Genomic DNA, 24,516 nt, shown 5'->3' with positions numbered 1-24,516 from the left:
ATGGCACTGTCTGCCCACGATGAACTGATTTTGTTGCGCAAGCGTGCCCGGCGTCGCCTGGTTGGTGCGGTTGTGCTGGTGACGGTATCCACGGGCGTCCTGTGGAATGTGGTTGGTCATCTGCCGGATCAGCAAATGCGCCCGGAGTCGGTGGAGATCGCCAGTGAAGCTTCCGGCGCTCCGGCAGAAACTGCGTTGCCTCCGGCCGTGCATGTGGCCAGTGCTTCTGCACCTGCTGTTGGCAAGCCGGTGGCATCGGCTCCGGCTCTGGCCAGTGCGTCTGCTCCGGCTGCCAAAACTGCCGGCACCCAGCTGCCGGCAGATCTGAATTCCGTGGTGCCGGACAAACCTGCAGCCACCACTGCCAGTGTGACGGCACCTGCAGCAGTTGCAGCGGTGGCGACGGTAGGTGCCATCGCCGCCGGGCAGTCCAAGGCCAAGGCCCCGGAAGGCGCCAGCCAGCCGCTGGTGCACGAGCCGCCGAAAAAGAAAGTGGCCAGCAAACCGGTGGAAGCGCGTCAGCCGGTAGTGGCTGACAGCAAGCCTGCCAAGGCGGAGAAACCAGCTCCGGCCAAGCATAAACAGCCTGACCCGGCAGCCATTTTGTCTGGTCATTTTGATGACGAACCGGCAAGCAAGCCGGCTGCTGTAAAGAAAAGTGAGTCCAAGCCGGAAAAAGTGGATAATGTCGGCAATGGCAAATCCGTGATCCAGCTGGCGGCACTGTCAGACCCGGCCAAGGCCGATGCACTCAAGAACAAGTTGTCTGCCCTTGGGGTGTCTGCCCACTTCAGCAAGGTACAAACCAGCAAGGGTGAAGTCACCCGTGTGCGGGTCGGGCCGTTTGCCAGCCGGGCAGAGGCAGAAGCTGCATTGCGCAAGCTTTCCCAGGCTGGGGTTTCCGGCATTGTCGTGAGCAAGTAAGCAACGATGACCGTCTTTGACTACATTGTGATCGCCATCCTGCTTGGTTCCGTGCTGGTGGCCATGGTGCGCGGCCTGGTGGCCGAGGTGCTTTCGCTGGGCTCCTGGCTGCTGGCTTTCTGGTGTGCCAAGGAGTTGTCGCCACTGGTGGCAAGCTTCATGCCCAACGAATTGCCAAGCCAGGGTTTGCGTCTGCTGGCTTCTTTTGTGCTGCTGTTTTTCCTGTCGTGGCTGGCCACGGCATTATTGCGTATCACCCTGACCAGTCTGCTGGATTCGGCCGGTCTGGGTGGTCTGAACCGATTGATGGGTGCCGTGTTCGGCCTGGCTCGCGGGCTGGTGCTGGTCACGGTGCTGGTGCTGGTGGGCGGCTTGAGCGACATGCCGCGCCAGCCTATGTGGAGGAATGCGGTATTGGCCGCTCCATTCGAATCACTGGCCTTGTCATTAAGGCCCTGGCTGCCAGCCATGCTGGCAGACAATCTGCATTACACCGGTTAGTGTGATGGAACAGGCGGATTATCTTGATATCTTCACCTCAAGATTTCCGCCTTTTTCTTTGGCTGTAGGTTTTGTCTGAAAATCCTGGTAGTTGGGAAGAGAGAGTAGAGCAATGTGTGGAATTCTAGGCGTGGTAGGGCAGTCCCCCGTCAATCAGTTGTTGTATGACGGACTGCAAGTGCTGCAGCACCGTGGGCAGGATGCGGCGGGTATTGTCACCTCCAGTGGCAAGACCTTTCACATGCACAAGGGCAGCGGCATGGTGCGCGATGTATTCCGCACCCGCAATATGCGCTCCCTGATGGGCAATGCCGGTATCGCACACGTGCGCTACCCGACGGCCGGTTCTGCTTCCAGTCTGGCCGAGGCTCAGCCGTTCTATGTCAACTCGCCCTTCGGCATCGTGTTGGCGCACAACGGCAACCTGACCAATACCGACGAGTTGAAGGCGGACATGTTCCGTCACGACCTGCGTCACATCAACACCAATTCCGACTCGGAAGTCCTGCTCAATGTATTCGCCCATGAACTGGCCGAGCGTGTGGTGGGCTTTGAATTGAGCGTGGATGCCATCTTTGGTGCCATCGAAGCTGTGCATCGCCGTGTGCGTGGTGCTTATGCCGTGGTGGCGCTGATCGCCGGTTATGGCCTGGTGGCTTTCCGTGACCCCAATGGCATTCGCCCGCTGGTGATCGGCAGCACGCAGGGTAGTGGCAAGACCGAGTACATGTTTGCTTCCGAATCGGTTGCGCTGGACTGCTCCGGCTTCAGCACGCTGCGTGATGTCGAGCCGGGTGAGGGTGTGTTTGTCAGCTTCGATGGTGATTTTCACGCCCGTCAGTGTGCCAAGGAAGTCCGCCACGCACCCTGTTTGTTCGAATATGTCTACTTTGCCCGTCCGGATTCGGTGATTGACGGTGCTTCGGTTTATCAGGCACGTATCGTGATGGGTGAGAAGCTGGGCGAGAAAATCCGCCGCGTGTTGCCGGAGCTGGACATCGACGTGGTCATGCCGATTCCGGATACCAGCCGTCCAAGTGCCTTGGCGCTGGCCAACAGCCTGGGCTTGCCATACCGCGAAGGCTTCATCAAGAACCGTTATATTGGCCGCACCTTCATCATGCCGGGTCAGGCCGTGCGCAAGAAATCGGTTCGCCAGAAGCTCAACCCGGTTGCCTGCGAATTCAAGGATCGCAATGTACTGCTGGTGGATGACTCCATCGTGCGTGGTACCACGTCCAAGGAAATCGTGCAGATGGCGCGTGATGCTGGTGCCAGGAAAGTGTACTTTGCTTCCGCAGCACCGGCGGTCCGCTTCCCCAACGTTTACGGTATCGACATGCCGACCCGTGCCGAGCTGCTGGCCACCGGTCGCACCGAACTGGAAATTGCGGCAGAAATTGGCGCGGATGCGGTGATTTACCAGGACCTGTCGGCCTTGCAAGAAGCAGTGCATTCGGTGAATCCGAAGCTGCACGAGTTCGAAACCTCCTGCTTCGATGGCAAGTACATCACTGGCGATATTACGGCGGCTTATCTGGATGCCATCGAGTGCGCCCGCGGTGCCGACAAGAAAGAGGAAAATCCGGTCAGCACCCAGATGATTGATTTGAACCTGAATGTGGCAGAGCAAAACCTGATGTAAGTCAGGCTCAGAAAAACCGGCTTCGGCCGGTTTTTTTCATGGTGGCGCGGGCATGCTGCCGACGGCTGACATCGTTATGCCGCAATTTCATTTAGATAACTGGTACTGATCAGGCAAGATAGCCTGCACAAGACGGTGGCAAGCCATGGTGGCTTGTTCCCGGCAACAAGATTCGAGAATCATCATGTCAGTCGAAAACAATCCGCAACAATATCATCCTGAAACACTGGCGATCCGTGGTGGCCGCGAAAGCAGTGAATATCGCGAGCACAGCCAGGCCCTGCATCTGACTTCCAGCTTCTGTTATGAGTCGGCAGAGCAGGCCGCAGCCATGTTCATGGGTGAAATCGAAGGCTATACCTATTCCCGCTTCACCAATCCCACTGTCACGGCCTTCCAGCAACGACTGGCGCTGATGGAGGGCGGCGAGCGTGCCATTGCCACCGCTACTGGCATGGCCGCCATTCAGGCCATCATGATGAGTCTGCTCAAGGCGGGTGATCACATTGTCTCCTCGCAAAGCCTGTTCGGTTCCACCACCAATCTGTTTACCGGACTGCTGGCAAAATTCGGCGTGGAAACCACCTTTGTCGATGCCCGAGATCTGACAGCATGGGAGGCTGCGGCCAAGCCCAACAGCAAGCTGTTTTTCCTGGAAACACCCTCCAATCCGCCGACCGAGATTGCGGATATCGCGGCCATTGCCGACCTTGCTCATCGTCACAATGCCTTGCTGGTGGTGGATAACAGCTTCTGTTCGCCGGCCTTGCAGCAGCCACTGAAGCTGGGGGCCGATCTGGTCATGCATTCCGCCACCAAATACCTGGATGGTCATGGCCGTGTGATGGGTGGCGCGGTCGTGGGCAGTGATGCGCTGGTTGAGCAGGTTTACCTGCATGTGCGCGCTGCCGGCCCGACCCTGGCCCCGTTCAATGCCTGGGTGTTGTTGTCCGGTCTGGAAACCTTGTCGCTGCGCATGGAAAAACACAGTGCCAATGCCTTGGAACTGGCGCGCTGGCTGGAGGCACATCCCGCCATCGAACGGGTGTATTACCCGGGACTGCCCAGTCATCCGCAGCATGAGCTGGCGCAGCGTCAGCAAAAAGCGGGTGGTGCGGTGGTGTCGTTTGTGGTGAAAGGCGGGCGTGCCGGTGCGTGGCGACTGGTGGATGGAGTGGAACTGATTTCACGTACTGCCAATCTTGGCGACGTAAAGAGTACAATTACCCACCCGGCATCTACCACGCATGCGCGGGTGGCGCCTGAAGTGCGGCAGAAAGCCGGCATCGAGGAGGGCCTGATTCGGGTGGCCGTGGGCCTGGAAAATGTCGAGGACCTGAAACGGGACCTGGCGCGTGGACTTGACTAAATATTGATACCTGCGTTTCATTCAAACGAACGGCAGTCTAGACTTTAGACTGCCGTTTTCGCGATGGTGTACTGGAAATCCATCCATATTGCAAGGAGGGTGCTCTTGACACTGATCAAATTAAAACGTAAGTTTGAAACGCTTGTTCGAAAGCTGAGATGGACAAGACTAAATACCCTGCAAGTACAAAAAAGGCACAAGAGAACATGGAAGCCAGCCGCCCGGATACGGCAACACGCATTCTTGACGTTTCCGAACGTCTGTTCGTGGAGCACGGATTCGAGGCTACCTCGCTTCGCATGATTACTCAGCAGGCCGAAGTCAACCTGGCCGCGGTGAACTATCACTTCGGCTCGAAGGATGCACTGTTTGAAGCCGTGTTCATGCGCAGGCTGGCGCCCTTGATTGCGTCCTGTCTGGCTGAACTCGACGAGCTGGAGGCAAGAGAAGAGAAGCTGTCAGTGGAAGGCTTGGTCACGACCTTCATCCGGCCGTGTCTGGCGCTGTCCAAGGACCCTGCGAGGGGCGGGGCCCTGTTTGTCAGACTTCTGTCACGTACTTTGGTGGAAAACCACCGGCTGCTGCGTGAAACCATCTCACAGCAATACAGTGTGTTCGTGCAACGCTACTCGCGCGCATTTCATCATGCGCTGCCAGAGCTTGGGGTGGAGGAGCTGGCCTGGAGAATGCACTTTGCATTCAGCGTCATGTTCAACGCTTTCGCCGGAAATGATGTGCTGAAGATTTTCACACGCAGCCAGATTGTTTCCGCGCGGGATCCAGACATGATCGTGAAGTATCTTGTGCCATTTGTGGTTGCCGGGTTGGTCTCGCCTGTCAAGGGTTAGCAGGGTCAACACGAGGGTAAATCACAATGTTTGCTGCTGTTCTTCTCATCGCACTGCTTGGTGTGATGGCGTACTATCGCGCGCCGGTGCTGGTGTGGACTGTGGGGCTGGCAGCCTGGCTTGCCAGCCTGCAATTTGCGTTTGGCTGCCCGGTTTCCACCATTGTCTGGGGTGTGTTTGCACTTCTGGCACTTGTGCTGAATATCGTTCCGCTGCGTCGCGCCGTTTTCACAGGCCCGGCATTCGGTATCTTCAAGAAAATCACCCCGGCGATGTCGCAGACCGAACAGGAAGCGATCAATGCCGGTACGGTGTGGTGGGATAGGGACCTGTTCTCCGGCAAGCCGGATTACCAGCGTCTGTTGGCCTTCCCGGATGCCAAGCTGAGCGCAGAAGAGCAGGCTTTCCTGGATGGCCCCACCGAGCAGCTGTGCGCGATGATCGACGACTGGAAGATCACCCACGAGCTGAAGGACTTGCCGCCGGAAGTGTGGCAGTTCATCAAGGACAACGGCTTTCTGGGCATGATCGTCAAGAAGAAGTATGGCGGTCTGGAGTTCTCCAACTATGCCCACGCCAAAGTGGTCACCAAGATCGCTACCCGTGGCGGCTCTGCTGCGGTGTCGGTCATGGTGCCCAACTCGCTCGGCCCGGGTGAGTTGCTGCAGCACTATGGCACCGAAGCACAAAAAGACTATTACCTGCCGCGCCTGGCCAAGGGTGTGGAAGTGCCGTGCTTCGCCCTGACCAGCCCTTATGCCGGTTCGGACGCTGGCAGCATTCCTGACTATGGCATTGTATGCCGTGGCAGCTATACCGACCCGCGCAGCGGCCAGCGGCACGAAAACGTGTTGGGCCTGCGCGTCAGCTGGGAAAAGCGCTGGATTACCCTGGCACCGGTCGCCACCATTCTGGGCCTGGCATTCAAGATGTACGACCCGGACCACCTGCTGGGCGACAAGGAAGAGATCGGCATTACCTGCGCACTGGTGCCGACCGAGCATGAAGGCGTCTGCATTGGCCGCCGTCATTTTCCGGGTGGCGCGGTATTCATGAATGGCCCGACCTGGGGCAAGGATGTATTCATTCCGCTGGAGTGGATCATTGGCGGGCGTGAATTCGCCGGTCAGGGCTGGCGCATGCTGGTGGAGTGTCTGTCGGTTGGTCGCTGCATTTCCCTGCCGGCCATGTCGGTGGCCTGCGGCAAGGTAACCACCTTCACCACTGGTGCTTATGCCCGTATTCGCGACCAGTTCGGCCTGCCCATCGGCAAGTTCGAAGGTGTGGACGAAGCCATGGCGCGCATCGGTGGTTATACCTACCAGATGGAAGCTTCGCAGGATCTGGCGCTGACCGGTCTGGACATGGGCGAGAAGCCATCGGTGCTGTCTGCTGTGCTCAAGTATCACAACACTGAGCGCATGCGCAAAACCATCAATGATGCGATGGACATTCACGGTGGCAAGGCCGTGGTGCTGGGGCCGCGCAACTATCTGGCACGTGCCTATCAGTCCATCCCGATCGGCATTACGGTGGAAGGTGCCAACATCCTCACCCGTTCGATGATCATCTACGGTCAGGGTGCCATCCGCTGCCATCCGTTTGTATTGCGCGAGATGAAAGCCGCCATGGCCAATGATGCTGCCGAGTTTGATCGTGCCATTACCGGTCACATCAACTTCGTCATCAGCAATGTGTTCCGTTCGCTGTGGCTGGGGCTGACCGGCGCCCGCTTTGCCGGTGCGCCACGTGGTGGCGAAACCGCGCTTTACTACAAGCAGATCACCCGTTTCTCCAGTGCTTTTGCCTTGCTGTCCGACATGGCCATGTTCAGCCTGGGTGGCTCGCTGAAGTTCCGCGAAAAGCTGTCGGCCCGCCTGGGTGACATGTTGTCCAATTTGTACATTGCCACGGCTTGCCTCAAGCGTTTTGAACGCGATGGCGCACCCAAGGAAGACCTGGCCGTGCTGCGCTGGGCGGTGGAAAACGCATTGTTTGATCTGCAACAGGCAATGGATGGCTTTCTGGCCAACCTGCCCAGCCGTGGTCTGGCCTGGGTGCTGCGCAAAATCATCTTCCCGTGGGGCCTCACCCTCAAGCCTGCTTCGGATCGCATTGGCACCAAGGTGGCGCGCGCCATGATGGAGCCGGGCGGCATGCGCGATCGCTTGACCCGGGGCATGTATGTATCGCCTTCGGAAGAAGACGCCGTCGGTGTGCTGCGCCATGCACTGGATGCCATCCTGGCAACAGAGCCAGTCGAACAGAAGCTGCGCAAGCTGGCGCGTGATGGCAAGTTCTCACGCATTACTGCGCGTGAGCGACTGGAAGAGGCCTTGCAAAGCGGCTTGATCACCCAGGCTGATTTTGATGCGGTCACCCGTGCACGCAAGCTCAAGCGCGATGTCATCATGGTGGATGATTTCGACATGGCTCTGGAACAGCATGATGCAGCATTGCTGAAGCGCCACATTTTCTAAGCCTGTTTTCTACACTGAATGGATTGCCGGGTGATTCTTCATCCGGCCGTTCAGTCAAGTTGCCGTGTTGCGGCAATTTGACTGAGCGATCACCAGGAGCGCCTTATGGATTCCACCACACCTCGCCTGCCTACCTTGCGGGTACGAGCCCTGCCAACTGCCACCAATGCCTACGGGCGGGTACAGGCCGGTTGGTTGATGGGGCAGATCGACATGGCAGGCAGCCTGGATGCGGAGCGCCTGGCGCGGGGACCGGTGGCGACGGTGGCGGTGAATGCCTTCCAGTTTACCCATCCCATCTTGTTGGGCGATGTGGTCAATCTGTATGTGGAAAGGCTGCGAGTAGGGCAAAAGTCAGTCACGCTGAAGATATCGGTTGAGGCGGAGCGGCTGGATGGCGAGCTGGTGTTTGTTACGGAGGTGATTGCCACTTTTGTGGCAATTGATGTTGATGGTAAATCGCGTAACTTGGCGGAAGTTGGTTGAATTTAAGAGTGTTTGTTGCTTGTTTGTTGTGTAAAACGATCGTTTGGAACAAACGCTCTTATTTTGGTGGACATGCTTAGATTCTCTGGTAGTATCCAAATTGATCCGTAGTAATACGGACATAAAAAGCGACTAGGACTACATACAGATATATTCGCAAGAGAGGGATGACACATGAAACTGAAGCACCTCAGCCAATCCGTGATGCTCATGGGAGTTGCCGTCGGGGCGTTCTCTTCCACAGCACTGGCTTCCGGTTACCACTTCGGCTCGCAAAGCGTTTCCGCGCAAGGCACGGCATTTGCCAACAGCGCAGAAGCCAATGACGCCTCCACCATCTTTTACAACCCGGCTGGTATGTCGCGTCTGACCGGCACCAACTTCTCCGGTGGTTTGACCCTGGTCGTGCCGGATTCCAGCTATACCGATAACGGCTCGAAAACCAATGAAGGCAATTCGACCGGTGGTGGCAGTGCGAGCGGCTACACGCCGGACTATGTTGTTGCGCCATCGTTCTATGCAACGCATCAGATCAACGATAAATGGACGGTTGGTCTCGGTGTGTTTGTACCGTTTGGCGCTGATCTGAATTACGGTCAAACCTGGGCGGGCCGCTATTCGCTGGAAAGCATTAAGCTCGAAACGCTGAACTTCAATCCATCAGTATCTTACAAGCTGGATGATCACCACGCCTTTGGTTTTGGTGTTTCAGCGCAATACATGAAAGCTTATCTGAGCAAGGCTGTTGACTTGTCAGTTGTTGGCGGTACCGATGGTCAAGCTTCATTAAGTGCAGACGGTTGGGGTTTCGGTTTCAATCTCGGTTACATGTACCAATTGGATGACGCCACCCGTTTTGGTGTGGCCTACCGCTCCAATATCCGTCAGAAGCTTGATGGACAGGCCTACTGGGATCTGCGGGGTGCAGGTTCGTTTGCATCCATCATCCAAAACAATTTCCATCACGTAAATTCGGATGGCACTGTAACGGTTGATACGCCGGAATCTATTTCGGTGAATGGTTTCCACAAGCTGAATGACAAGGTCGACCTGATGGCCGATCTGACCTGGACGCGTCATTCGCGTTTGGATCAGATTGACATCAAGTTCAGTCAGCCGGGTGAAGGCGATCTGGTGATCAAGCAAGGCTGGCGCGATACCTACAAGCTGTCGCTGGGTGCCAACTACCATTACAGTGATGATCTGCTGCTGCGTACTGGTGTCGCCTGGGACCAGTCCCCGGTCAAGAATGCCGACGAAACCCATCCTGCTCTGCCGGATAGTGACCGCTACTGGCTGTCCTTTGGTGCAAACTACAAGCTGAGCAAGCAGTCTTCGATCGACTTTGCCTATTCTTATGTCTTCTTCAAGAATGCCAATGTCAACTACACCGATGCCTGCTCACCTACCTCTACAACCTGCACGGGTAATGGCGAAACCACCAAAGGTTCTTACAAAACCAATCTGCAGTTGATTGGTCTGCAGTACAACTACAGCTTCTAAACAGACAGTCAAGGTTTAGGGGCGTGGCAGGGCAGTGGCGGCGAAAGTCGCCACCGCCCGACAGCAAGGCAGGCATGAGGGGCCTGCCCCATGATTGATGAGTTTCAACATAACGAGGAAACCATGTCTCAAACCAAGTTCAATGTACGCAAGGTGGCAGTGCTGGGTGCTGGCGTGATGGGTGCGCAGATTGCCGCTCATCTGGTCAATGCCAAAGTACCGACCATCCTGTTTGATTTGCCCGCCAAAGAAGGCAACAAGAATGGCATCGTGCTCAAGGCACTGGATGGCCTGAAAAAACTCAAGCCGTCCCCGCTGTCCAATAAAGACGCAGTTGGCTATATCGAACCGGCCAACTACGAAGACCACCTGCACCTGCTCAAGGATTGTGACCTAGTAATCGAGGCCATTGCCGAGCGCATGGACTGGAAGGGTGATCTGTACCACAAGGTGGCACCGCATCTGGGTGAACACACCATTTTCGCCACCAACACCTCTGGCCTGTCCATCAACAAGCTGGCCGAGAGCTGTCCCGATACCGTGCGTCCGCGCTTCTGCGGCGTGCACTTTTTCAACCCGCCGCGTTACATGCACCTGGTCGAGATCATCCCGTGCGTAACGTCGGATGCGGGCATGCTGGACAATCTGGAGCGTTTCCTGGTTTCCACCCTGGGCAAGGGTGTGGTACGCGCCAAGGATACCCCCAACTTTGTTGCCAACCGCATTGGTGTGTTCTCCATGCTGGCAACCATCGCCAATGCCGAAAAATTCGGTATCCGCTTTGATATTGTCGACGACCTGACCGGCCCGCGCCTGGGTCGCCCCAAGTCTGCCACCTTCCGTACTGCAGACGTTGTAGGCCTGGACACTTTTGCCCACGTAGTGAAAACCATGGACGACACCCTGCCGGGTGACCCGTGGCATGGCTTGTTCAAATCGCCGGAATGGTTGCAGAAGCTGATTGCAGCCGGTGCGCTGGGTGCCAAGACCAAGGTTGGTATCTACAAGAAAGACGGCAAGAAAATGTTCGTGTTCGACGCGGCCAGCGGCGAATACGTTGGTGGCGGGCAAAAGGGTGATGATGCGGTCAAGGACATCCTGAAAATTGCCGACCCGGCCGAAAAATTCCGTCAGCTGCGCGCGAGTGAGCATCCGCAGGCACAGTTCCTGTGGGCCTGCTTCCGTGATGTTTTCCATTACATCTCTTACCACCTGGCTGATATTGCCAACTGCGCACGCGATGTGGACTTCGCCATTCGCTGGGGCTTTGGCTGGTCAGTCGGCCCGTTTGAAACCTGGCAAGCTGCCGGTTGGCAGCAGGTAGCACAGTGGATTGACGAAGACATCAAGGCCGGCAAAGCCTTGTCCGGTGCTGCATTGCCTGCCTGGGCATTGCAGGCTGACCGTGCCGGCGTGCATTTTGCTGATGGCTCCTACAATGCGGCGGGTCAGAACCTGGTAGGCCGCTCCACGCTGGACGTATACCAACGCCAGTTGGCACCGGCGCGTGTGCTGGGTGAAGCGGCTGCTCCGCTGGGTGAAACCGTATTCGAAAACGATGGCGTACGTGCCTTTACCACGGGCGATGACATCCTGGTGGTGTCGTTCAAGTCCAAGGCACATGCCATTGGCCCGGATGTCATCACCGGTTTGAACACCGCACTGGATATTGCAGAGCAACGCTTCAAGGGCTTGGTGATCTGGCAAACCGAAGAGCCTTTCTCGGTTGGTGCCGACTTGCAATCCATGCTGCCTGCCTTCATGACTGGCGACTGGGCTGCCATTGACGCTACCGTGCGCCGCTTCCAGGAAACCTCCATGCGCCTGCGTTACAGCCAGGTGCCTACCGTGGCGGCAACCCAGGGTTATGTATTCGGCGGCGGTTGCGAATTCGCCATGCACTGCGACAAAACCGTCGCAGCATTGGAGTCCTACGTTGGTCTGGTAGAAGTGGGTGTTGGCCTGTTGCCGGGCGGTGGCGGTTGCAAGGAATTCGCCCTGCGTGCCGCACAGGAAGCCAAGGGTGATGTTTTGGCCGCACTGAAGGATTACTTCATGGCGATTGCTACTGCCAAAGTGGCCACCAGCGGTCAGGAAGCGCAGGAAATCGGCTTCTTCCGCAAGGGCGATCCGGTGGTATTCAATGCTTACGAACTGCTGTATGTCGCCAAGCAGCAAGCGCTGGCCATGGCTGAATCCGGCTATCGTCCACCACTGAAGGTAAAGGGTTTCCCGGTGGCTGGCCGCTCTGGTGCCGCTTCCATCAAGGGCTCGCTGATCAATATGCTGGAAGGCAATTTCATCTCCCAGCATGACTTCTTCATTGCTTCGCAAATCGCCGATGTCATGACCGGTGGTGATGTTGAGGCCGGTACGCTGGTGAACGAGCAGTGGATTCTGGATCTGGAACGCAAGGCCTTCATGACCCTGCTGCAAAATTCCAAAACCCAGGATCGCATTGCCAACATGCTCACCACCGGCAAACCGCTGCGCAACTAATACGAACAATGCATCAGACCGACGGCCGCGAGGGGCGGAGCCGTCGGCTGCAAGGAGATTGAAAAATGGTCAAGCAAGTACAGGAAGCTTATATCGTCGCTGCCACCCGTACCCCGGTGGGCAAGGCACCGCGTGGCATGATGCGTCATGTGCGTCCGGATGACATGCTGGCGCATGTGATTACCGGCGCGCTGGCCCAGGTGCCGACGCTCGATCCGAAACTGATTTCCGACTGCGTGGTGGGTTGTGCCTTTCCGGAAGCGGAGCAGGGCCTGAACATGGCACGTATCGGTGTGTTGCTGGCGGGGCTGCCCAATACCGTTGGCGGTATCACCATCAACCGTTACTGCTCGTCCGGTATCAATGCGGTACAGATGGCGGCTGACCGCATTCGCCTGGGTGAGGCCGACGTGGTGATTGCCGCGGGTGCCGAGTCCATGTCGCTGGTGCCGATGATGGGTAACAAGGTGTCGCTGAACCCGGAAATTTTTGCCAAGGATGAAAACTATGCCATCGCTTACGGCATGGGCCTGACGGCAGAAAAAGTAGCCCAGCAGTGGGGTGTGTCGCGTGAAGACCAGGACGCTTTTGCCGTCGAGTCGCATCGTCGTGCTATTGCCGCTATTGATTCCGGTGCCTTCAAGAGCGAAATCACCCCGCTGGAGGTGACTTATCGCACCCCGAATCTGGAAACCGGTGAAGTCATCAGCAAGACCAAGCTGCTGGATACCGACGAAGGTCCGCGTCGCGAGACCACGCTGGAAGGCCTGGCCAAGCTGAAAACGGTATTTGATGCCAAGGGCTCGGTGACCGCCGGTAACTCTTCGCAAATGTCCGACGGTGCCGGCGCGGTGATTCTGGTGTCCGAGCGTGTGCTGAAAGAGTTCAACCTGGTGCCGCTGGCACGCTATGTCACCTTTGCCGTGAAGGGTGTGCCACCGGAAATCATGGGGATCGGCCCGAAAGAAGCCATCCCGGCTGCCTGCCAGCAAGCAGGTATCACACAGGATGATCTGAAGTGGATCGAGCTGAACGAGGCTTTTGCTGCGCAAGCATTGGCCGTGACGCGTGATCTGGCGCTGGATACCAGCAAGATCAACCCGCATGGTGGTGCCATTGCGCTGGGTCACCCACTGGGTGCTACCGGGGCGATTCGTACTGCCACGCTGGTGCATGGCATGCGTAATGCCGGCCAGCAGGGCTATGGCATGGTCACCATGTGTATCGGTACCGGCATGGGTGCGGCAGGCATTATTGAAGTGTTGTAAACAACTACCGCAGCATGAAAAACGCCCGTTTGACGGGCGTTTTTTGTTTCTGCATTCGATTTCGGTTGAGTTGCTCAGTCCACTTTTGACAAGGTGTCAAAATCACTGTTGCTGCAGTCTTCGAATTCTTGCTGCGGCGTTTTCAGGCGAATCAGGTAAGACTTGCCCTGTGCCGTGAGAATCTGCTCCCGGCCCGGTTCGGCCAGTGGCTTGGGCATCAGGAACCAGCGTTGACCCTTGCGTGAATTCGGCTGGGTAATATAGATGGCGGTGGTGGGCTGATCACGATTACCACCGGGCTCGCTCAGGGAGACGCCTACCGGGTTTTGCCCCATTATTTCAATTCCCACCCGCGTGCCATTCTGCTGCCGCAAGATGCGGCGGATGGCACCCAGCAACAGGGGATGGCTCTCGGTCTTGACCAGCACGATACGACCGATCGCGAGCTGTTCGACACTTTTGCCAACAAAGGTCAACCCCATGCCGGTGCTGCTGATATCGTTGACCTTCCACTCCTGGATGGAATTGGCACTATTGTTTTCAATATCCTGAATCTTGACGGCAAAGGCGGCGCGTTCGAAGCCGATGGTGACTTGTGCAGCCGAGCTGTGCAGCGAACGCTCGGATTTGCGCAAGGATTTGCCGCCATCATCCGACCAGCGGATGGCCAGTTTTTCACACAGGGCCAGCCATTCTTCCCGTTCCAGTTTGGCATCCAGCGCGCGCAGGACGGGTGGCACCGAGCGGTCCAGATCAAACATCAGGTCGGCAAGCCGGCTGGTCAGATCGTTGGTGGACCAGTAACGCAGCCACTTGCCGGCCATGCCGCGCAAGATGGGTTGCGGATGCTCCGGCATGCTCAGATTGACGACAAAAACCGGCTCCTGGATGGGGGGCTGCTTTTCCAGATGAATACCCTGGCTAAGCGGCATCATCAGTTGGTCTACTGCAATGATTTCCCGGTGCAGCATATTGTCTGTTTGCGCCAGATACAGCATGCAGCCTTGCAGCAGTAGCTGTTCACAACTGACCTCAACCTTGGAGTCCGGATACAGCATCAAGGGCGTACGGGCAACGCCGCCTTCTTCCGCTTGCATGTAAAAGCGGAAGCCTTGTTGCCAGACTGACCCTTCCGGTTTCAGATAGCGCAGTGAATTCCACGCGATCAAGCGCATCTGGTGGTGCAGGCCACGTGCGGTGATCAGGCGGATATCCGCTTCCAGCGCGGTATTCGGGGCAGCCTGATACAGGCGCAGGCAAATCTGGTAGGCATTGGCCAGTTCATGCCAGAAAGCAAGAATGGTGGGCAGGTAGTTCTTGCTGCCCGGCGTGGCGGCAAGGAAGTCCTGGCATAGCTGGTGGTGAATGTTGTGGGCTTTGTCGTCCACATAAACCAGGGTCTTGATACGCTCCTTCAACGGGGTATCGGTGTCCGCGTTGATTTTGGAGATGGCCTTGATGATTTCAACCAGGGCGGTAAAGTATTCTGTCTGCGGCAGGTCCCTCACCAGCATGGTAGCGGATTGCGCAATACCTGTTGCCAGAGAGTTTTTTGTGAGCAGGGAACTGACCAGAGATTTAAAATCGAACATTGTGCCTTAGCTTTGTTGGGCTCTATGTTTTATCGAATGTATGTCACTATATCTTACGTCACCGGATGCGTGGGTGAAATAGCAAATTTTCCTTTTTTACCGAATATGCATGTTTGTCTGAAAAGATTTGTCCACTTTCTGAGCCGAATCATACTTGCCGCGCTGTGCATGCTGCATGTTCCACCCGCTCTGGCCTTTGAATTGGCGCCGGATGAAGGCGTGGGCGTGGTGCTTGGCGGCGGAGGCGCGCGTGGCTTTGCTCATCTTGGTGTATTGCGAGAGTTGCAGCGCCTGCATGTTCCCATTCGCTGCATTGCTGGCACAAGTGCGGGGGCCCTGATTGGTGGGATGTATGCCAATGGGCTGGATTTGGGTCAGATGGCCACGGATTTCAATAATGCCAACTGGGATCAGATGCTGTCCGGCCGGCTGCCGCGCACTGAAATTCCTTACGACAAGAAGCGCGACGACTACAAAAACTATCTGGATATCACTTTCGGCCTGCAAGGAGGGCAGTTGCGCGTGCCGCGTAGCGCCATCAACTCGCAGGAAATCGAAATGTTCATCCGCAAGCTGACGCGCGATCGTCAGCTGGATTCCTTCGATCACTTACCGATTCCGTTTCGTGCGGTTGCCACTGATCTGGCCAATGGCGAGGCCGTGGTTTTTGACAAAGGCCCGCTGGCGGAGGCCTTGCGGGCCAGCATGGCTGTGCCAGGACTGTTTGACCTGGTGGAAACCAATGGTCGTCTGCTGGTGGATGGCGGGCTGGCGCGCAATCTTCCCATCCAGGATGCCCGTCAATGCGCGAGGAATCTGATTGTGGTGGATGTGGGCACCCCGCCGCTCACCAAGGATCAGATCAACAGCCTGTTCGATGTGGTGGCGCAAACCAGCAATCTGATGGTGAGCCGCAACGTCAAGGAGCAAATGGCTTTGCTCAAGCCGGGGGATGTGCTGATTCGTCCAGACCTGGATGGTTTCAGTGCCGCTTCGTTTGGTGATAACCAGGCCATCATCAAGCGTGGTAGCGAAGCGGCGAGTGCACAGGCCGCCCAGCTGAGCCAGTTTGCCATCAGCGCCGAGCGCTATGCGGCCTGGCGTCAGCGTTTGCAGTTGCCGGAGCATCCACGCGTGGATGTTGTCCAGGTGAAATCCGATAGCCACTTTGTTAATACCGAGGGTCTGGCCAACAGCATTGCCAACTTCAAGGACGGAGAGGCTGTGGATGATATTCGCCAGAAATTGCGTAATGTGTTTGCCTCGGGTGACTACGATCAGCTCAGTTATGCCATTGATGACAGGAATGGCCGCCATGTGATGACGGTCATGCCGCTGGAGAAGAGTATCGGGCCGAATGCCGTTCACTTCGGGCTCAGCCTCAACAGCTCTACACCCGGTGATTCCAGTTTCACTTTCCTGGCCGCGCATCAGCGCAACTGGCTGAACGCTGCGGGTGGTTCATGGCGTAATGAAATGGCTATTGGCAAGGACAAGCTGTTCAAGACCGAGCTGTATCAGCCCTGGTCTTATGACAGCCCCTTGTTTGCTGCGGCTTCCGTCAGTTATCACGTGCAGCCATTGTCTTTTTATGATGACAGCCACATCAAATATGCCGAAATCAGCAATGATGTCACATCGATCAATGCTGATATCGGCTCGGTGCTTGGCCGTTTTGGCGAGCTGAGGGTAGGCTTGTTTGATTCGAGAGTGGAAAGTTATCTGTCGCAGGGGCAGTTTCCCTTGCTGTCATCCACCGTCTACCACAGCTATGCTGGTATCCGCAGCCGCTTTGTCATCGACCAGTTTGATAATCCGCGGTGGCCCCGTTCCGGCTATTTCATGAGTACGGTCTTTACCTCTTCCTTGCCCGCACTTGGCAGCTACACGGCCAGCCGCGATTACGATGCAGTGGTGGAGGGTGTCAAAACCTTTGGTGACATTACCTTCCGTCTGACTGGCAAGGCGCGAGGCATTGTCAATCGCAAGCAGGATGACTACCGTCTGGAGTCCCTGGGTGGTTTTCTGAACCTGACCGGTTATCAGGCTGGTGAATTGCTGGGTGAAAAGGTGTCGCTATCCCGCCTGATGGTTTACTGGCGTGCTTCATCCTTGCCCTCGGTATTGGGAAGCGGCTTGTATGCCGGGATGTCTGCCGAAGTCGGGAGGGTATGGGGGAATCCGTTCAATGGCAGCAATACTCCATGGATACCTGCAGGGTCTGTGTTCCTGGCGGCAGATACCATACTGGGGCCATTCTTTCTGGGTGTAGGCAATGCCCGTAACGGCAAGTTAAGCGGTTATCTCTACCTGGGTGCGGATTATTGATGTTGTCCAAAGCAAAAACGGCCACTGTAATAGTGGCCGTTTTGCTGTCCTGGTGAAGACCGGTTTATGAACGGGCTTACGCTGTGGCAGGGAAAAACAAGTCGGACAAGGCCGCACCGGGGTCATCCTGGCGCATGAAGGCTTCGCCAACCAGGAAGCTATGCACCTGATGGCTGCGCATCAGCCTGACATCGTCCTGGGTCAGGATGCCACTTTCGGTAACAGCAATGCGCCCGTTGCTGATTTCGGGCAGCAGCTTCAGCGTGGTGGTCAGGCTCACTTCGAAGGTGCGCAGATTGCGGTTATTCACCCCGATCAGCTCGGTTTTCAGTTGCAAGGCCTGTTCCAGCTCGTCCTCGTTGTGAACCTCAACCAGCACAGCCATGCCCAGTTCGCGTGACAGGGCTTCGAAATCGCGCATCTGCGCCAACGGCAGGGCGGCGGCAATCAGCAAGATGCAGTCGGCACCCATGGCACGTGCTTCATACAGCTGGTATTCGTCCACCATGAAGTCCTTGCGCAGCACCGGCAAATGGCAGGCGGCGCGGGCGGCTTCCAGGTAACTGGCATCACCCTGGAAATACTGTTTGTCAGTCAGTACGGACAGGCATGCAGCACCAGCGGTGGCATAGCTCCTGGCAATGGCCGGCGGGTCGAAATCGGCGCGGATGATGCCCTTGCTGGGGCTGGCTTTCTTGATTTCAGCAATGACTGCCGGCTGGCCCAATACATGCTTGGCACGCATGGCGGCAACAAAGTCACGCTTGTCGGTGCTGCGTGCTTCGGCAGCCTCGCGTACCGCACTTAGCGGGCGCTGCTGCAGGGCGGCAGAGACTTCCTGATGTTTGGTGGCAACAATGGTATTGAGGATGTCTGACATTCTGTAAGCCTGTGATGATGCGTTCAGCCAAAACGGACATCATGCAGAACTGTGCGGGCTTTGGCAATGCGCGCTCGGCTGGTGAGCAGGCAAGGCTTTGGTTTCAAACCTGCAGATGGGGTTTGAAGAAGTCCAGAATGCGCTGTGGCAGCCAGTTGATGTGACCGGGAAAACGACCGCTGACAAAGCCGACATGGCCGCCGTCTGCGGGGAACTCCAATTGCACCGCCGGGCTGGCTTCGTGCGGGGCGGGCAGGGCGCTTGCCGGCAGGAAGGGGTCATTCCTGGCATTCAGAATCAGGGTAGGGCAGCTGATCAACTGCAAGCGTGACTTGCTGCTGGCGCTGGTCCAGTAGTTCAGTGCGGTACCGTAGCCGTGTAGCGGGGCGGTGACCAGGTCGTCAAACTCGATGAAGGTACGCGCCTTGCGCAGTTTCTTGCCATCAAACAGGCCGGGATGACGTTGCAAGGTGGCCAGGGCCTTGGGTTTGAGCGTGTTCATGAACATGCGGGTATACAGCAATCGACCCAGGCCTCGGTCCAGCCGGGTGCTGGCCGCCACCAGATCCAGCGGGGCAGAAATGGCTGCCGCCGCACGGGGGATAGCCTGTTCACCCTCGCAGGCCAGATAGTTCAGCAGCATGCTGCCGCCCAGCGAAACGGCAGCAACAGCCATGACAGGGTGACGGATGGCCAGCTGTTGCAGGATCCAGCGGATTTCATCTGCATCACCAGCGTGGTAAGCGCGTGGCAAAGGGTTGTCGATGCCGCCGCAGCCGCGAAAGTGCGGAACCACGCCGTGCCAGCCTAGCCCGGTCAGTGCGTGCATCAGGGCGCGGGCATAGTGGCTGTCGCTACTGCCTTCCAGCCCGTGAAACAGTACCACCAGCGGGCTGCCTGGCTTGCCGTCGACAAAATCCAGCACGATGCTGCCGCCATCCGGGGTGGGCCACTGTTCACGCCGATAGTGGGGGCGAGGGGTGCGAATCATCAGGGCGGGCCAGATGGTTTGGCTATGTCCTTCTGGCAGCCAGGGTGGTGCGGTGTAGCGCATCAGGCACTGGGAGGCTTCTGGGCCGATTTGGGCCGGAATGCCTTGATGACCTCTGGACGGGTTTCGATATACGGTCCGCCAAGCAGGTCTATGCAGTAGGGAACGGCGGCAAAGATGCCTGGGACGATGGATTCGCCCTGTTCGTTCTTCAGGCCTTCCAGTGTTTCCTTGATGGCCTTGGGCTGGCCGGGCAAGTTGAGGATCAGCGAACTCTTGCGGATGACGCCAAGCTGGCGGGACAGAATGGCGGTGGGAACAAAGCGCAGGCTGATCTGGCGCATTTGTTCGCCAAAACCCGGCATTTCGCGATCTGCCACCGCCAGGGTGGCGTCCGGTGTGACATCTCGCGGAGCAGGACCAGTACCGCCGGTGGTCAGCACCAGATGGCAGCCTTCCTCATCCACCAGTTGACGCAGGGTGGTTTCGATCACCGCCTGTTCATCGGCAATCAGGCGGGTCTCTGTGGCAAAAGGGTTGCTCAAGGCGCTGGCCAGCCAGTCTTGCAAGGCGGGAATGCCCTGATCCTGATATACGCCGCTGCTGGCGCGATCCGAAACCGATACCAGTCCGATCTTCAGCATTATTCTTCTTCTCCTTCGGCATCGTCGGCATCAGCACCAGCAGATTGTTGACGCGGCTTGCCCGGTTCCGGAATGGCTTGCTTGATCAGCTGGAACAGCAGTCGGAAGGATTTCGGCGGCTTGCTTTCAGCCTGTTCCTTGCGTGCATTGCGAATCAGGGTGCGCAGCTGCTGTGCATCCACGCCGGGGAATTCGTTGATGAAGGTGGCGGACATTTTATTGTCGCTCATCAGGCGTTCGCGCCAGCGTTCCAGCAAATGCTGCCAGGCAATGTGTTCGGCCGACTCGCCCTTGATGACCAGCAGGTACTGGCGAATGGGTTCCGGGTCGATGTCTCGCATCAGCTTGCCGATGTATTGCAGCTGACGGCGCAGTGCGCCGTGGGCGGTGAAGCGTTTGTAGTCCAGAATGGCAGTGAGCAAATCCTCCGGCAGCTGCATTTTCTTCAGCGTATCCTTGGAGAGTTCGACCAGCTCCTTGCCCAGGTCTTGCAGCGCATCCATGTCGCGTTTGCGCTGGGATTTGCTGACCATGCCATCGGGCAGGTTGTCGTTCTGGTAATCAGTCATCGTTCAACAGTCTCTACGGTTTTCAAGGCTGGTATGATACCGGAAAAGGCGGGTCGATTCCCGCGCAAACTCGCATGGCGTGTTGCTGTCACGGCAATAATGCGTCATCGGCAAAGCAACATTCATCATGGTAGATAAAACATTGGCAGACAACACTTTCAGTTTCAGTAAGGACGTATTGCAGGACATCGCCAGTCGGGTACTGGACCTGGCGCGTCAGCAAGGGGCGACGGCTGCCGAGACCGATGTGTCGGAAGGCTTGGGCCAGACGGTAAGCGTGCGCCTGGGTGAAGTGGAAACCATTGAATACAATCAGGACAAGGGTGTTTCTGTCACTGTTTATCTGGGACAGAAAAAGGGCCACGCCAGTACCTCTGATTTTTCAGACCAGGCCCTGCAGGATACGGTGAAAGCTGCGCTGGATATTGCCCGGTTTACCGCGGAAGATGCCTGTGCCGGTCTGGCGGATCGCCAATTGCTGGCAACGGATTTTCCGGATCTGGACCTCTTCCATCCTTGGCAGCTGTCGGTGGAGCAGGCCATTGATCTTGCACGCCACTGCGAAGATGCCGCACGCGGGGTGGATGCGCGGATCAGCAATTCCGAAGGGGCTTCAGTATCGGCGCAGGCCAGTCACTTCATCTACGCCAACAGCAATGGTTTCATGGCGGGCTACCCTGGCAGCCGTCACAGCATCTCCGCTGCGGTGGTGGCGGAGGAGGCCGGATCCATGCAACGGGATTACTGGTATTCGGCCGCTCGTCACCCGGATGATCTGGATGACCCGATCAAGGTAGGCCGGACGGCGGGCGAACGCGCCGTACGTCGCTTGTCGGCACGCCGCGTAAAGACAGGTCAGTACCCGGTGCTGTTTGAAGCGCCGGTTGCGGCGTCGTTGATCGGTCATCTGGTTTCCGCCATTAGTGGTGGCAATCTGTATCGTAAATCGTCTTTTCTGCTGGATGCCTTGGGGCAGCAGGTGTTTCACCCCAACATCATCATTGATGAAGACCCGTTTGTACTGCGTGGCATGTCCAGCGGCGCGTTTGACAGCGAAGGGGTGGAGACCTCGGCGCGACGCCTGATTGATCAGGGTGTGTTGCAGGGTTACATGCTGGCCAGCTATTCCGCTCGCAAGCTGGGCATGCAATCAACCGGCAATGCCGGTGGACCGCATAATCTGCTGGTGCATACCACCGGTGAAAGCTTTGCCGAGCTGTTGCAGCAGGTGGGCACCGGCTTGCTGGTAACCGAATTGCTTGGACATGGCATCAATACCGTTACTGGTGATTACTCACGTGGAGCCGCCGGTTTCTGGGTGGAAAACGGGGTGATTGCTTACCCGGTAGAAGAAATCACCATCGCCGGCAATTTGCGCGACATGTTCAGTCGCATGGTGGCCGTGGGCACGGACACTCTGTCGCGTGGTGGCAAGGTAATGGGTTCGGTGCTGATCGAGTCCATGATGGTAGCTGGCGAGGATTAAGCTGTCCTCAAGCGTTTGCTGCCTTGCTGCAAGGCGGGCAGGGTGGCAAACCGGCTACCCTTCATTGTTCTGTCAGGCATTTCCGTTCTTGCCAAAGTGGCTGGTGGGCAGCTATTCCTGAATGGATGAAAAAGCATCCGTAGCGAGGTGCAAGATGGCGGGGAAATGCAATATCGGCCTGGTGCTGTCGGGAGGCGGTGCCAGAGCGGCCTATCAGGCCGGCGTGCTGCTGGCCATTTCGCGCATGTTGCCCGATCCGGATGTGAATCCTTTCCCCATCATCTGTGGTACATCAGCAGGGGCAATCAATGCGGTGGCGGTGGCCTCCGGTGCTGCCAATTACCGGCAAGCAGTGCACTACCTTGCGCAGATGTGGAAGAGCCTGCACATCCATGATGTTTACGATGCCAGCCTTTCTTATTTCATCAAAACCTTTTTCCACTTTGGCATTTCCATTGCCACTGGTGGCCATGGCTGGCATAACCCGAAAAGCTTTCTGGATAACTCGCCGTTACGTGAATTCCTGGGTAAAGCCATGCCATTTGATGGCATCGAGCACTCGCTGCAGCAAGGGGCATTGCAGGCTTTGGCACTGACGGCATCCTGTTTTACCACCGGGATGTCGGTGACGTTTTTTCAGGGGCAGCCACAGATAGATGAGTGGAATCGCCATCAGCGCATGGGGTTGCGGGAAAAAATCGGCCTGGATCACCTGATGGCGACTTCGGCCATTCCGCTGATTTTTCCTTCCACCCAGATTGGCAAACTGCATTATTGCGATGGAGCCATCCGGCAGATGACTCCTTTGTCGCCAGCCTTGCATCTGGGCGCTGACAAATTGTTCATTGTCGGCCTCGCCAGTCAGCGGCCTCAGGCGGTAGAGCGTCGCTCTGCCGGCGTGGCGCCATCCCCTGCGCAGATTTTTGGCCATCTGCTCAATAGCGTGTTTGTTGACAGCATGTCCATGGACATGGAGCGGCTGCTGCGGGTGAATCACACGGTATCCCTGCTGCAAGGGCATGAGGAATTATGTGCTCAGACCAGCCTCAAGCAGGTGGATATTTTCATGCTCAGTCCCAGTCAGTCACTGGAGAGCATTGCCTACCGGTACGCCCATGAATTTCCTCCTGTACTGCGCTTTCTGATGAAAGGTGCAGGTGGAACCAAGCAGCGCGGCATGACATTGGCCACTTATTTGCTGTTTGAACCGGGTTATTGTCGCGCGCTGATTGCACTCGGTTACAAGGATGCGCTGGCGCAGAAAGATGCGATCAGACAATTTCTGGAACTTTGAATCAGGACTAAAATCCTAGATGTTCCATTTTCAAGCCCAATACAAAGACAAGGGGAAGTTGTGAGTATTCGATTATCACGCAGACAGGGGTTTTTTCTGGTAACAGTCGGCTGTGCCGCGGCAATGGCTTTTGCGCTTTATTCGCAATATGTTTTGCATCTGGAGCCCTGCCCCTTGTGCATTTTCCAGCGGGTCGGGGTGATCTCGGTCGGTATTATTGCCTTGCTGGCTGCCCTGCATAACCCTGGACGCACCGGTTATAGGGTATGGGGTGTATTGGGCGTGCTGGCAGCAATGGCTGGTGGCGCGGTGTCTTTGCGTCAGTTGTGGTTGCAAAGCCTGCCTGAGGACATGGTTCCTGCTTGCGGGCCTGGCCTGGATTACCTGATGGAAACCTCACCGATGTGGGATGTGCTGTCCAAGGTATTCAAAGGCAGTGGTGAGTGTGCCAAGGTTGACTGGACCTTCCTGGGGCAGGCAATGCCGTTCTGGGTGGCGGTATTCTTTGTTGGCGTGATTGTGCTGCAACTGTGGTTGGCGTTTCGTAAATCCTGAAGCAAACAACTGATCAAGCCGGTATTTCGCATGCAGCGAAATACCGGTTTTTATGGCGGAGGGGATGAGTTAAATGCAAAAAAGCAGCCGATGGCTGCTTTTTGATTATTGGCGGAGTGGACGGGACTCGAACCCGCGACCCCCGGCGTGACAGGCCGGTATTCTAACCAACTGAACTACCACTCCAAACCTGGTGGGCGTTGACGGAGTCGAACCGCCGACATTCTGCTTGTAAGGCAGACGCTCTACCAACTGAGCTAAACGCCCGAAAAGGGTTACTGCTTTGTAAACTGTTGGCGGAGTGGACGGGACTCGAACCCGCGACCCCCGGCGTGACAGGCCGGTATTCTAACCAACTGAACTACCACTCCAACCTTGGTGGGCGTTGACGGAGTCGAACCGCCGACATTCTGCTTGTAAGGCAGACGCTCTACCAACTGAGCTAAACGCCCTGAAATCTTTTCGCTGTCTGCGTTTGCGTCTCAGCGAGGAGGCGAATTAAAGCACAGGCTAAAACTCCGCGCAAGAGGTTGGTTTCACTTTTTTGCGTAATAGCCGGAATAAACGGATCGACTCCTTATGCCGACTGAATTTTGTCAGACAGGGGCGTGACGGATTCTTTTGCTGTCATGTATGATTGCCCGATTCGCTTAA

General features: G+C 56.8%; 20 protein-coding genes and 4 tRNA genes. 14 read left to right on the top strand and 10 right to left on the bottom strand.

The annotated features are described in order from the left end of the window. The 10 genes from JHD62_RS07725 to JHD62_RS07680 all read left to right on the top strand — a co-directional run bounded on the left by JHD62_RS07725 (window position 1) and on the right by JHD62_RS07680 (window position 13,523). A complete protein-coding gene (locus tag JHD62_RS07725; protein ID WP_199102414.1) occupies window positions 1–924 on the top strand; it encodes an SPOR domain-containing protein in 924 nt (307 codons plus the stop codon). 6 nt (window positions 925–930) lie between these two features. Beyond that, window positions 931–1,425, top strand: coding sequence for a CvpA family protein (locus JHD62_RS07720; RefSeq protein ID WP_045848050.1), 495 nt, complete (start codon window positions 931–933; stop codon window positions 1,423–1,425). Between the two features lie 112 nt (window positions 1,426–1,537). Then, window positions 1,538–3,070, top strand: a complete 1,533-nt coding sequence (gene purF / locus JHD62_RS07715) for an amidophosphoribosyltransferase (RefSeq protein WP_199102413.1) — start codon at window positions 1,538–1,540, stop codon at window positions 3,068–3,070. Window positions 3,071–3,254: 184 nt separating this feature from the next. Then, window positions 3,255–4,439 (top strand): O-succinylhomoserine sulfhydrylase, encoded by a 1,185-nt coding sequence (locus JHD62_RS07710; protein WP_199102412.1) that lies wholly within the window; start codon window positions 3,255–3,257, stop codon window positions 4,437–4,439. Window positions 4,440–4,645: 206 nt separating this feature from the next. Next, the gene (locus JHD62_RS07705; protein ID WP_045848053.1) at window positions 4,646–5,287 is read left to right on the top strand and encodes a TetR/AcrR family transcriptional regulator; all 642 of its coding nucleotides are present in this window, start codon (window positions 4,646–4,648) and stop codon (window positions 5,285–5,287) included. Window positions 5,288–5,313: 26 nt separating this feature from the next. After that, window positions 5,314–7,767, top strand: a complete 2,454-nt coding sequence (locus tag JHD62_RS07700; RefSeq protein WP_199102411.1) for an acyl-CoA dehydrogenase — start codon at window positions 5,314–5,316, stop codon at window positions 7,765–7,767. 105 nt (window positions 7,768–7,872) lie between these two features. Further along, on the top strand, window positions 7,873–8,253 hold the full coding sequence (locus tag JHD62_RS07695) for an acyl-CoA thioesterase (RefSeq protein WP_062789005.1): 381 nt from the start codon (window positions 7,873–7,875) through the stop codon (window positions 8,251–8,253). Window positions 8,254–8,427: 174 nt separating this feature from the next. Next, on the top strand, window positions 8,428–9,756 hold the full coding sequence (locus JHD62_RS07690; RefSeq protein ID WP_199102410.1) for an OmpP1/FadL family transporter: 1,329 nt from the start codon (window positions 8,428–8,430) through the stop codon (window positions 9,754–9,756). Window positions 9,757–9,879: 123 nt separating this feature from the next. Next, a complete protein-coding gene (locus tag JHD62_RS07685; protein ID WP_199102409.1) occupies window positions 9,880–12,255 on the top strand; it encodes a 3-hydroxyacyl-CoA dehydrogenase/enoyl-CoA hydratase family protein in 2,376 nt (791 codons plus the stop codon). Between the two features lie 65 nt (window positions 12,256–12,320). After that, window positions 12,321–13,523, top strand: coding sequence for an acetyl-CoA C-acyltransferase (locus JHD62_RS07680; protein WP_199102408.1), 1,203 nt, complete (start codon window positions 12,321–12,323; stop codon window positions 13,521–13,523). 74 nt (window positions 13,524–13,597) lie between these two features. On the opposite strand, the gene JHD62_RS07675 is transcribed toward JHD62_RS07680, so the two are convergent. After that, complete coding sequence (locus tag JHD62_RS07675; protein ID WP_233160744.1) at window positions 13,598–15,037, bottom strand: PilZ domain-containing protein; 1,440 nt, start codon at window positions 15,035–15,037, stop codon at window positions 13,598–13,600. A 174-nt stretch (window positions 15,038–15,211) separates the two neighbouring features. Beyond that, window positions 15,212–15,412 carry a hypothetical protein gene (locus JHD62_RS22520; RefSeq protein ID WP_233160752.1) on the bottom strand — a complete coding sequence of 67 codons (201 nt, stop codon included), beginning with the start codon at window positions 15,410–15,412 and terminating at the stop codon, window positions 15,212–15,214. Between JHD62_RS22520 and JHD62_RS07670 the strand changes: the two genes are divergently transcribed. Further along, the gene (locus JHD62_RS07670; RefSeq protein WP_370541042.1) at window positions 15,335–17,443 is read left to right on the top strand and encodes a patatin-like phospholipase family protein; all 2,109 of its coding nucleotides are present in this window, start codon (window positions 15,335–15,337) and stop codon (window positions 17,441–17,443) included. The genes JHD62_RS22520 and JHD62_RS07670 overlap by 78 nt on opposite strands. A gap of 76 nt (window positions 17,444–17,519) precedes the next feature. Here the strand turns inward: JHD62_RS07670 and trpC are convergent, their stop codons facing one another. From trpC to yjgA, 4 genes are all read right to left on the bottom strand, one after another. After that, the gene (gene trpC, locus JHD62_RS07665) at window positions 17,520–18,323 is read right to left on the bottom strand and encodes an indole-3-glycerol phosphate synthase TrpC (RefSeq protein ID WP_199102405.1); all 804 of its coding nucleotides are present in this window, start codon (window positions 18,321–18,323) and stop codon (window positions 17,520–17,522) included. A gap of 103 nt (window positions 18,324–18,426) precedes the next feature. Continuing rightward, window positions 18,427–19,377, bottom strand: a complete 951-nt coding sequence (locus JHD62_RS07660; RefSeq protein WP_199102404.1) for a YheT family hydrolase — start codon at window positions 19,375–19,377, stop codon at window positions 18,427–18,429. Continuing rightward, a complete protein-coding gene (mog, locus tag JHD62_RS07655; protein ID WP_199102403.1) occupies window positions 19,377–19,958 on the bottom strand; it encodes a molybdopterin adenylyltransferase in 582 nt (193 codons plus the stop codon). Before mog ends, JHD62_RS07660 begins: the two co-directional genes overlap by 1 nt. Further along, a complete protein-coding gene (gene yjgA, locus JHD62_RS07650; RefSeq protein WP_199102402.1) occupies window positions 19,958–20,527 on the bottom strand; it encodes a ribosome biogenesis factor YjgA in 570 nt (189 codons plus the stop codon). The genes mog and yjgA overlap by 1 nt, the downstream gene beginning before the upstream one ends. Before the next feature lie 127 nt (window positions 20,528–20,654). Here yjgA and pmbA point away from each other — a divergent pair, with 127 nt between their 5' ends. The 3 genes from pmbA to JHD62_RS07635 all read left to right on the top strand — a co-directional run bounded on the left by pmbA (window position 20,655) and on the right by JHD62_RS07635 (window position 23,862). After that, window positions 20,655–22,013 (top strand): metalloprotease PmbA, encoded by a 1,359-nt coding sequence (gene pmbA, locus JHD62_RS07645; RefSeq protein ID WP_062788999.1) that lies wholly within the window; start codon window positions 20,655–20,657, stop codon window positions 22,011–22,013. Between the two features lie 154 nt (window positions 22,014–22,167). Further along, complete coding sequence (locus JHD62_RS07640) at window positions 22,168–23,307, top strand: patatin-like phospholipase family protein (protein ID WP_199102401.1); 1,140 nt, start codon at window positions 22,168–22,170, stop codon at window positions 23,305–23,307. A gap of 60 nt (window positions 23,308–23,367) precedes the next feature. Beyond that, window positions 23,368–23,862 (top strand): disulfide bond formation protein B, encoded by a 495-nt coding sequence (locus tag JHD62_RS07635; RefSeq protein WP_370541041.1) that lies wholly within the window; start codon window positions 23,368–23,370, stop codon window positions 23,860–23,862. Between the two features lie 109 nt (window positions 23,863–23,971). Here the strand turns inward: JHD62_RS07635 and JHD62_RS07630 are convergent. From JHD62_RS07630 to JHD62_RS07615, 4 genes are all read right to left on the bottom strand, one after another. Next, window positions 23,972–24,048 (bottom strand) — tRNA-Asp (locus JHD62_RS07630). Window positions 24,049–24,053: 5 nt separating this feature from the next. Then, window positions 24,054–24,129 (bottom strand) — tRNA-Val (locus JHD62_RS07625). A gap of 27 nt (window positions 24,130–24,156) precedes the next feature. Beyond that, window positions 24,157–24,233, bottom strand: a tRNA-Asp gene (locus JHD62_RS07620). A 5-nt stretch (window positions 24,234–24,238) separates the two neighbouring features. Beyond that, window positions 24,239–24,314 (bottom strand) — tRNA-Val (locus JHD62_RS07615). Window positions 24,315–24,516: the final 202 nt, after the last annotated feature.

Origin of the sequence: Aquitalea sp. ASV11 (assembly GCF_016429185.1) — a bacterium.
In the GTDB taxonomy this organism is placed as follows: Bacteria; Pseudomonadota; Gammaproteobacteria; order Burkholderiales; family Chromobacteriaceae; genus Aquitalea; species Aquitalea pelogenes.
Note: the sequence above shows the minus strand (reverse complement) of the source record. Positions and strands in the feature narration are given on the sequence as shown.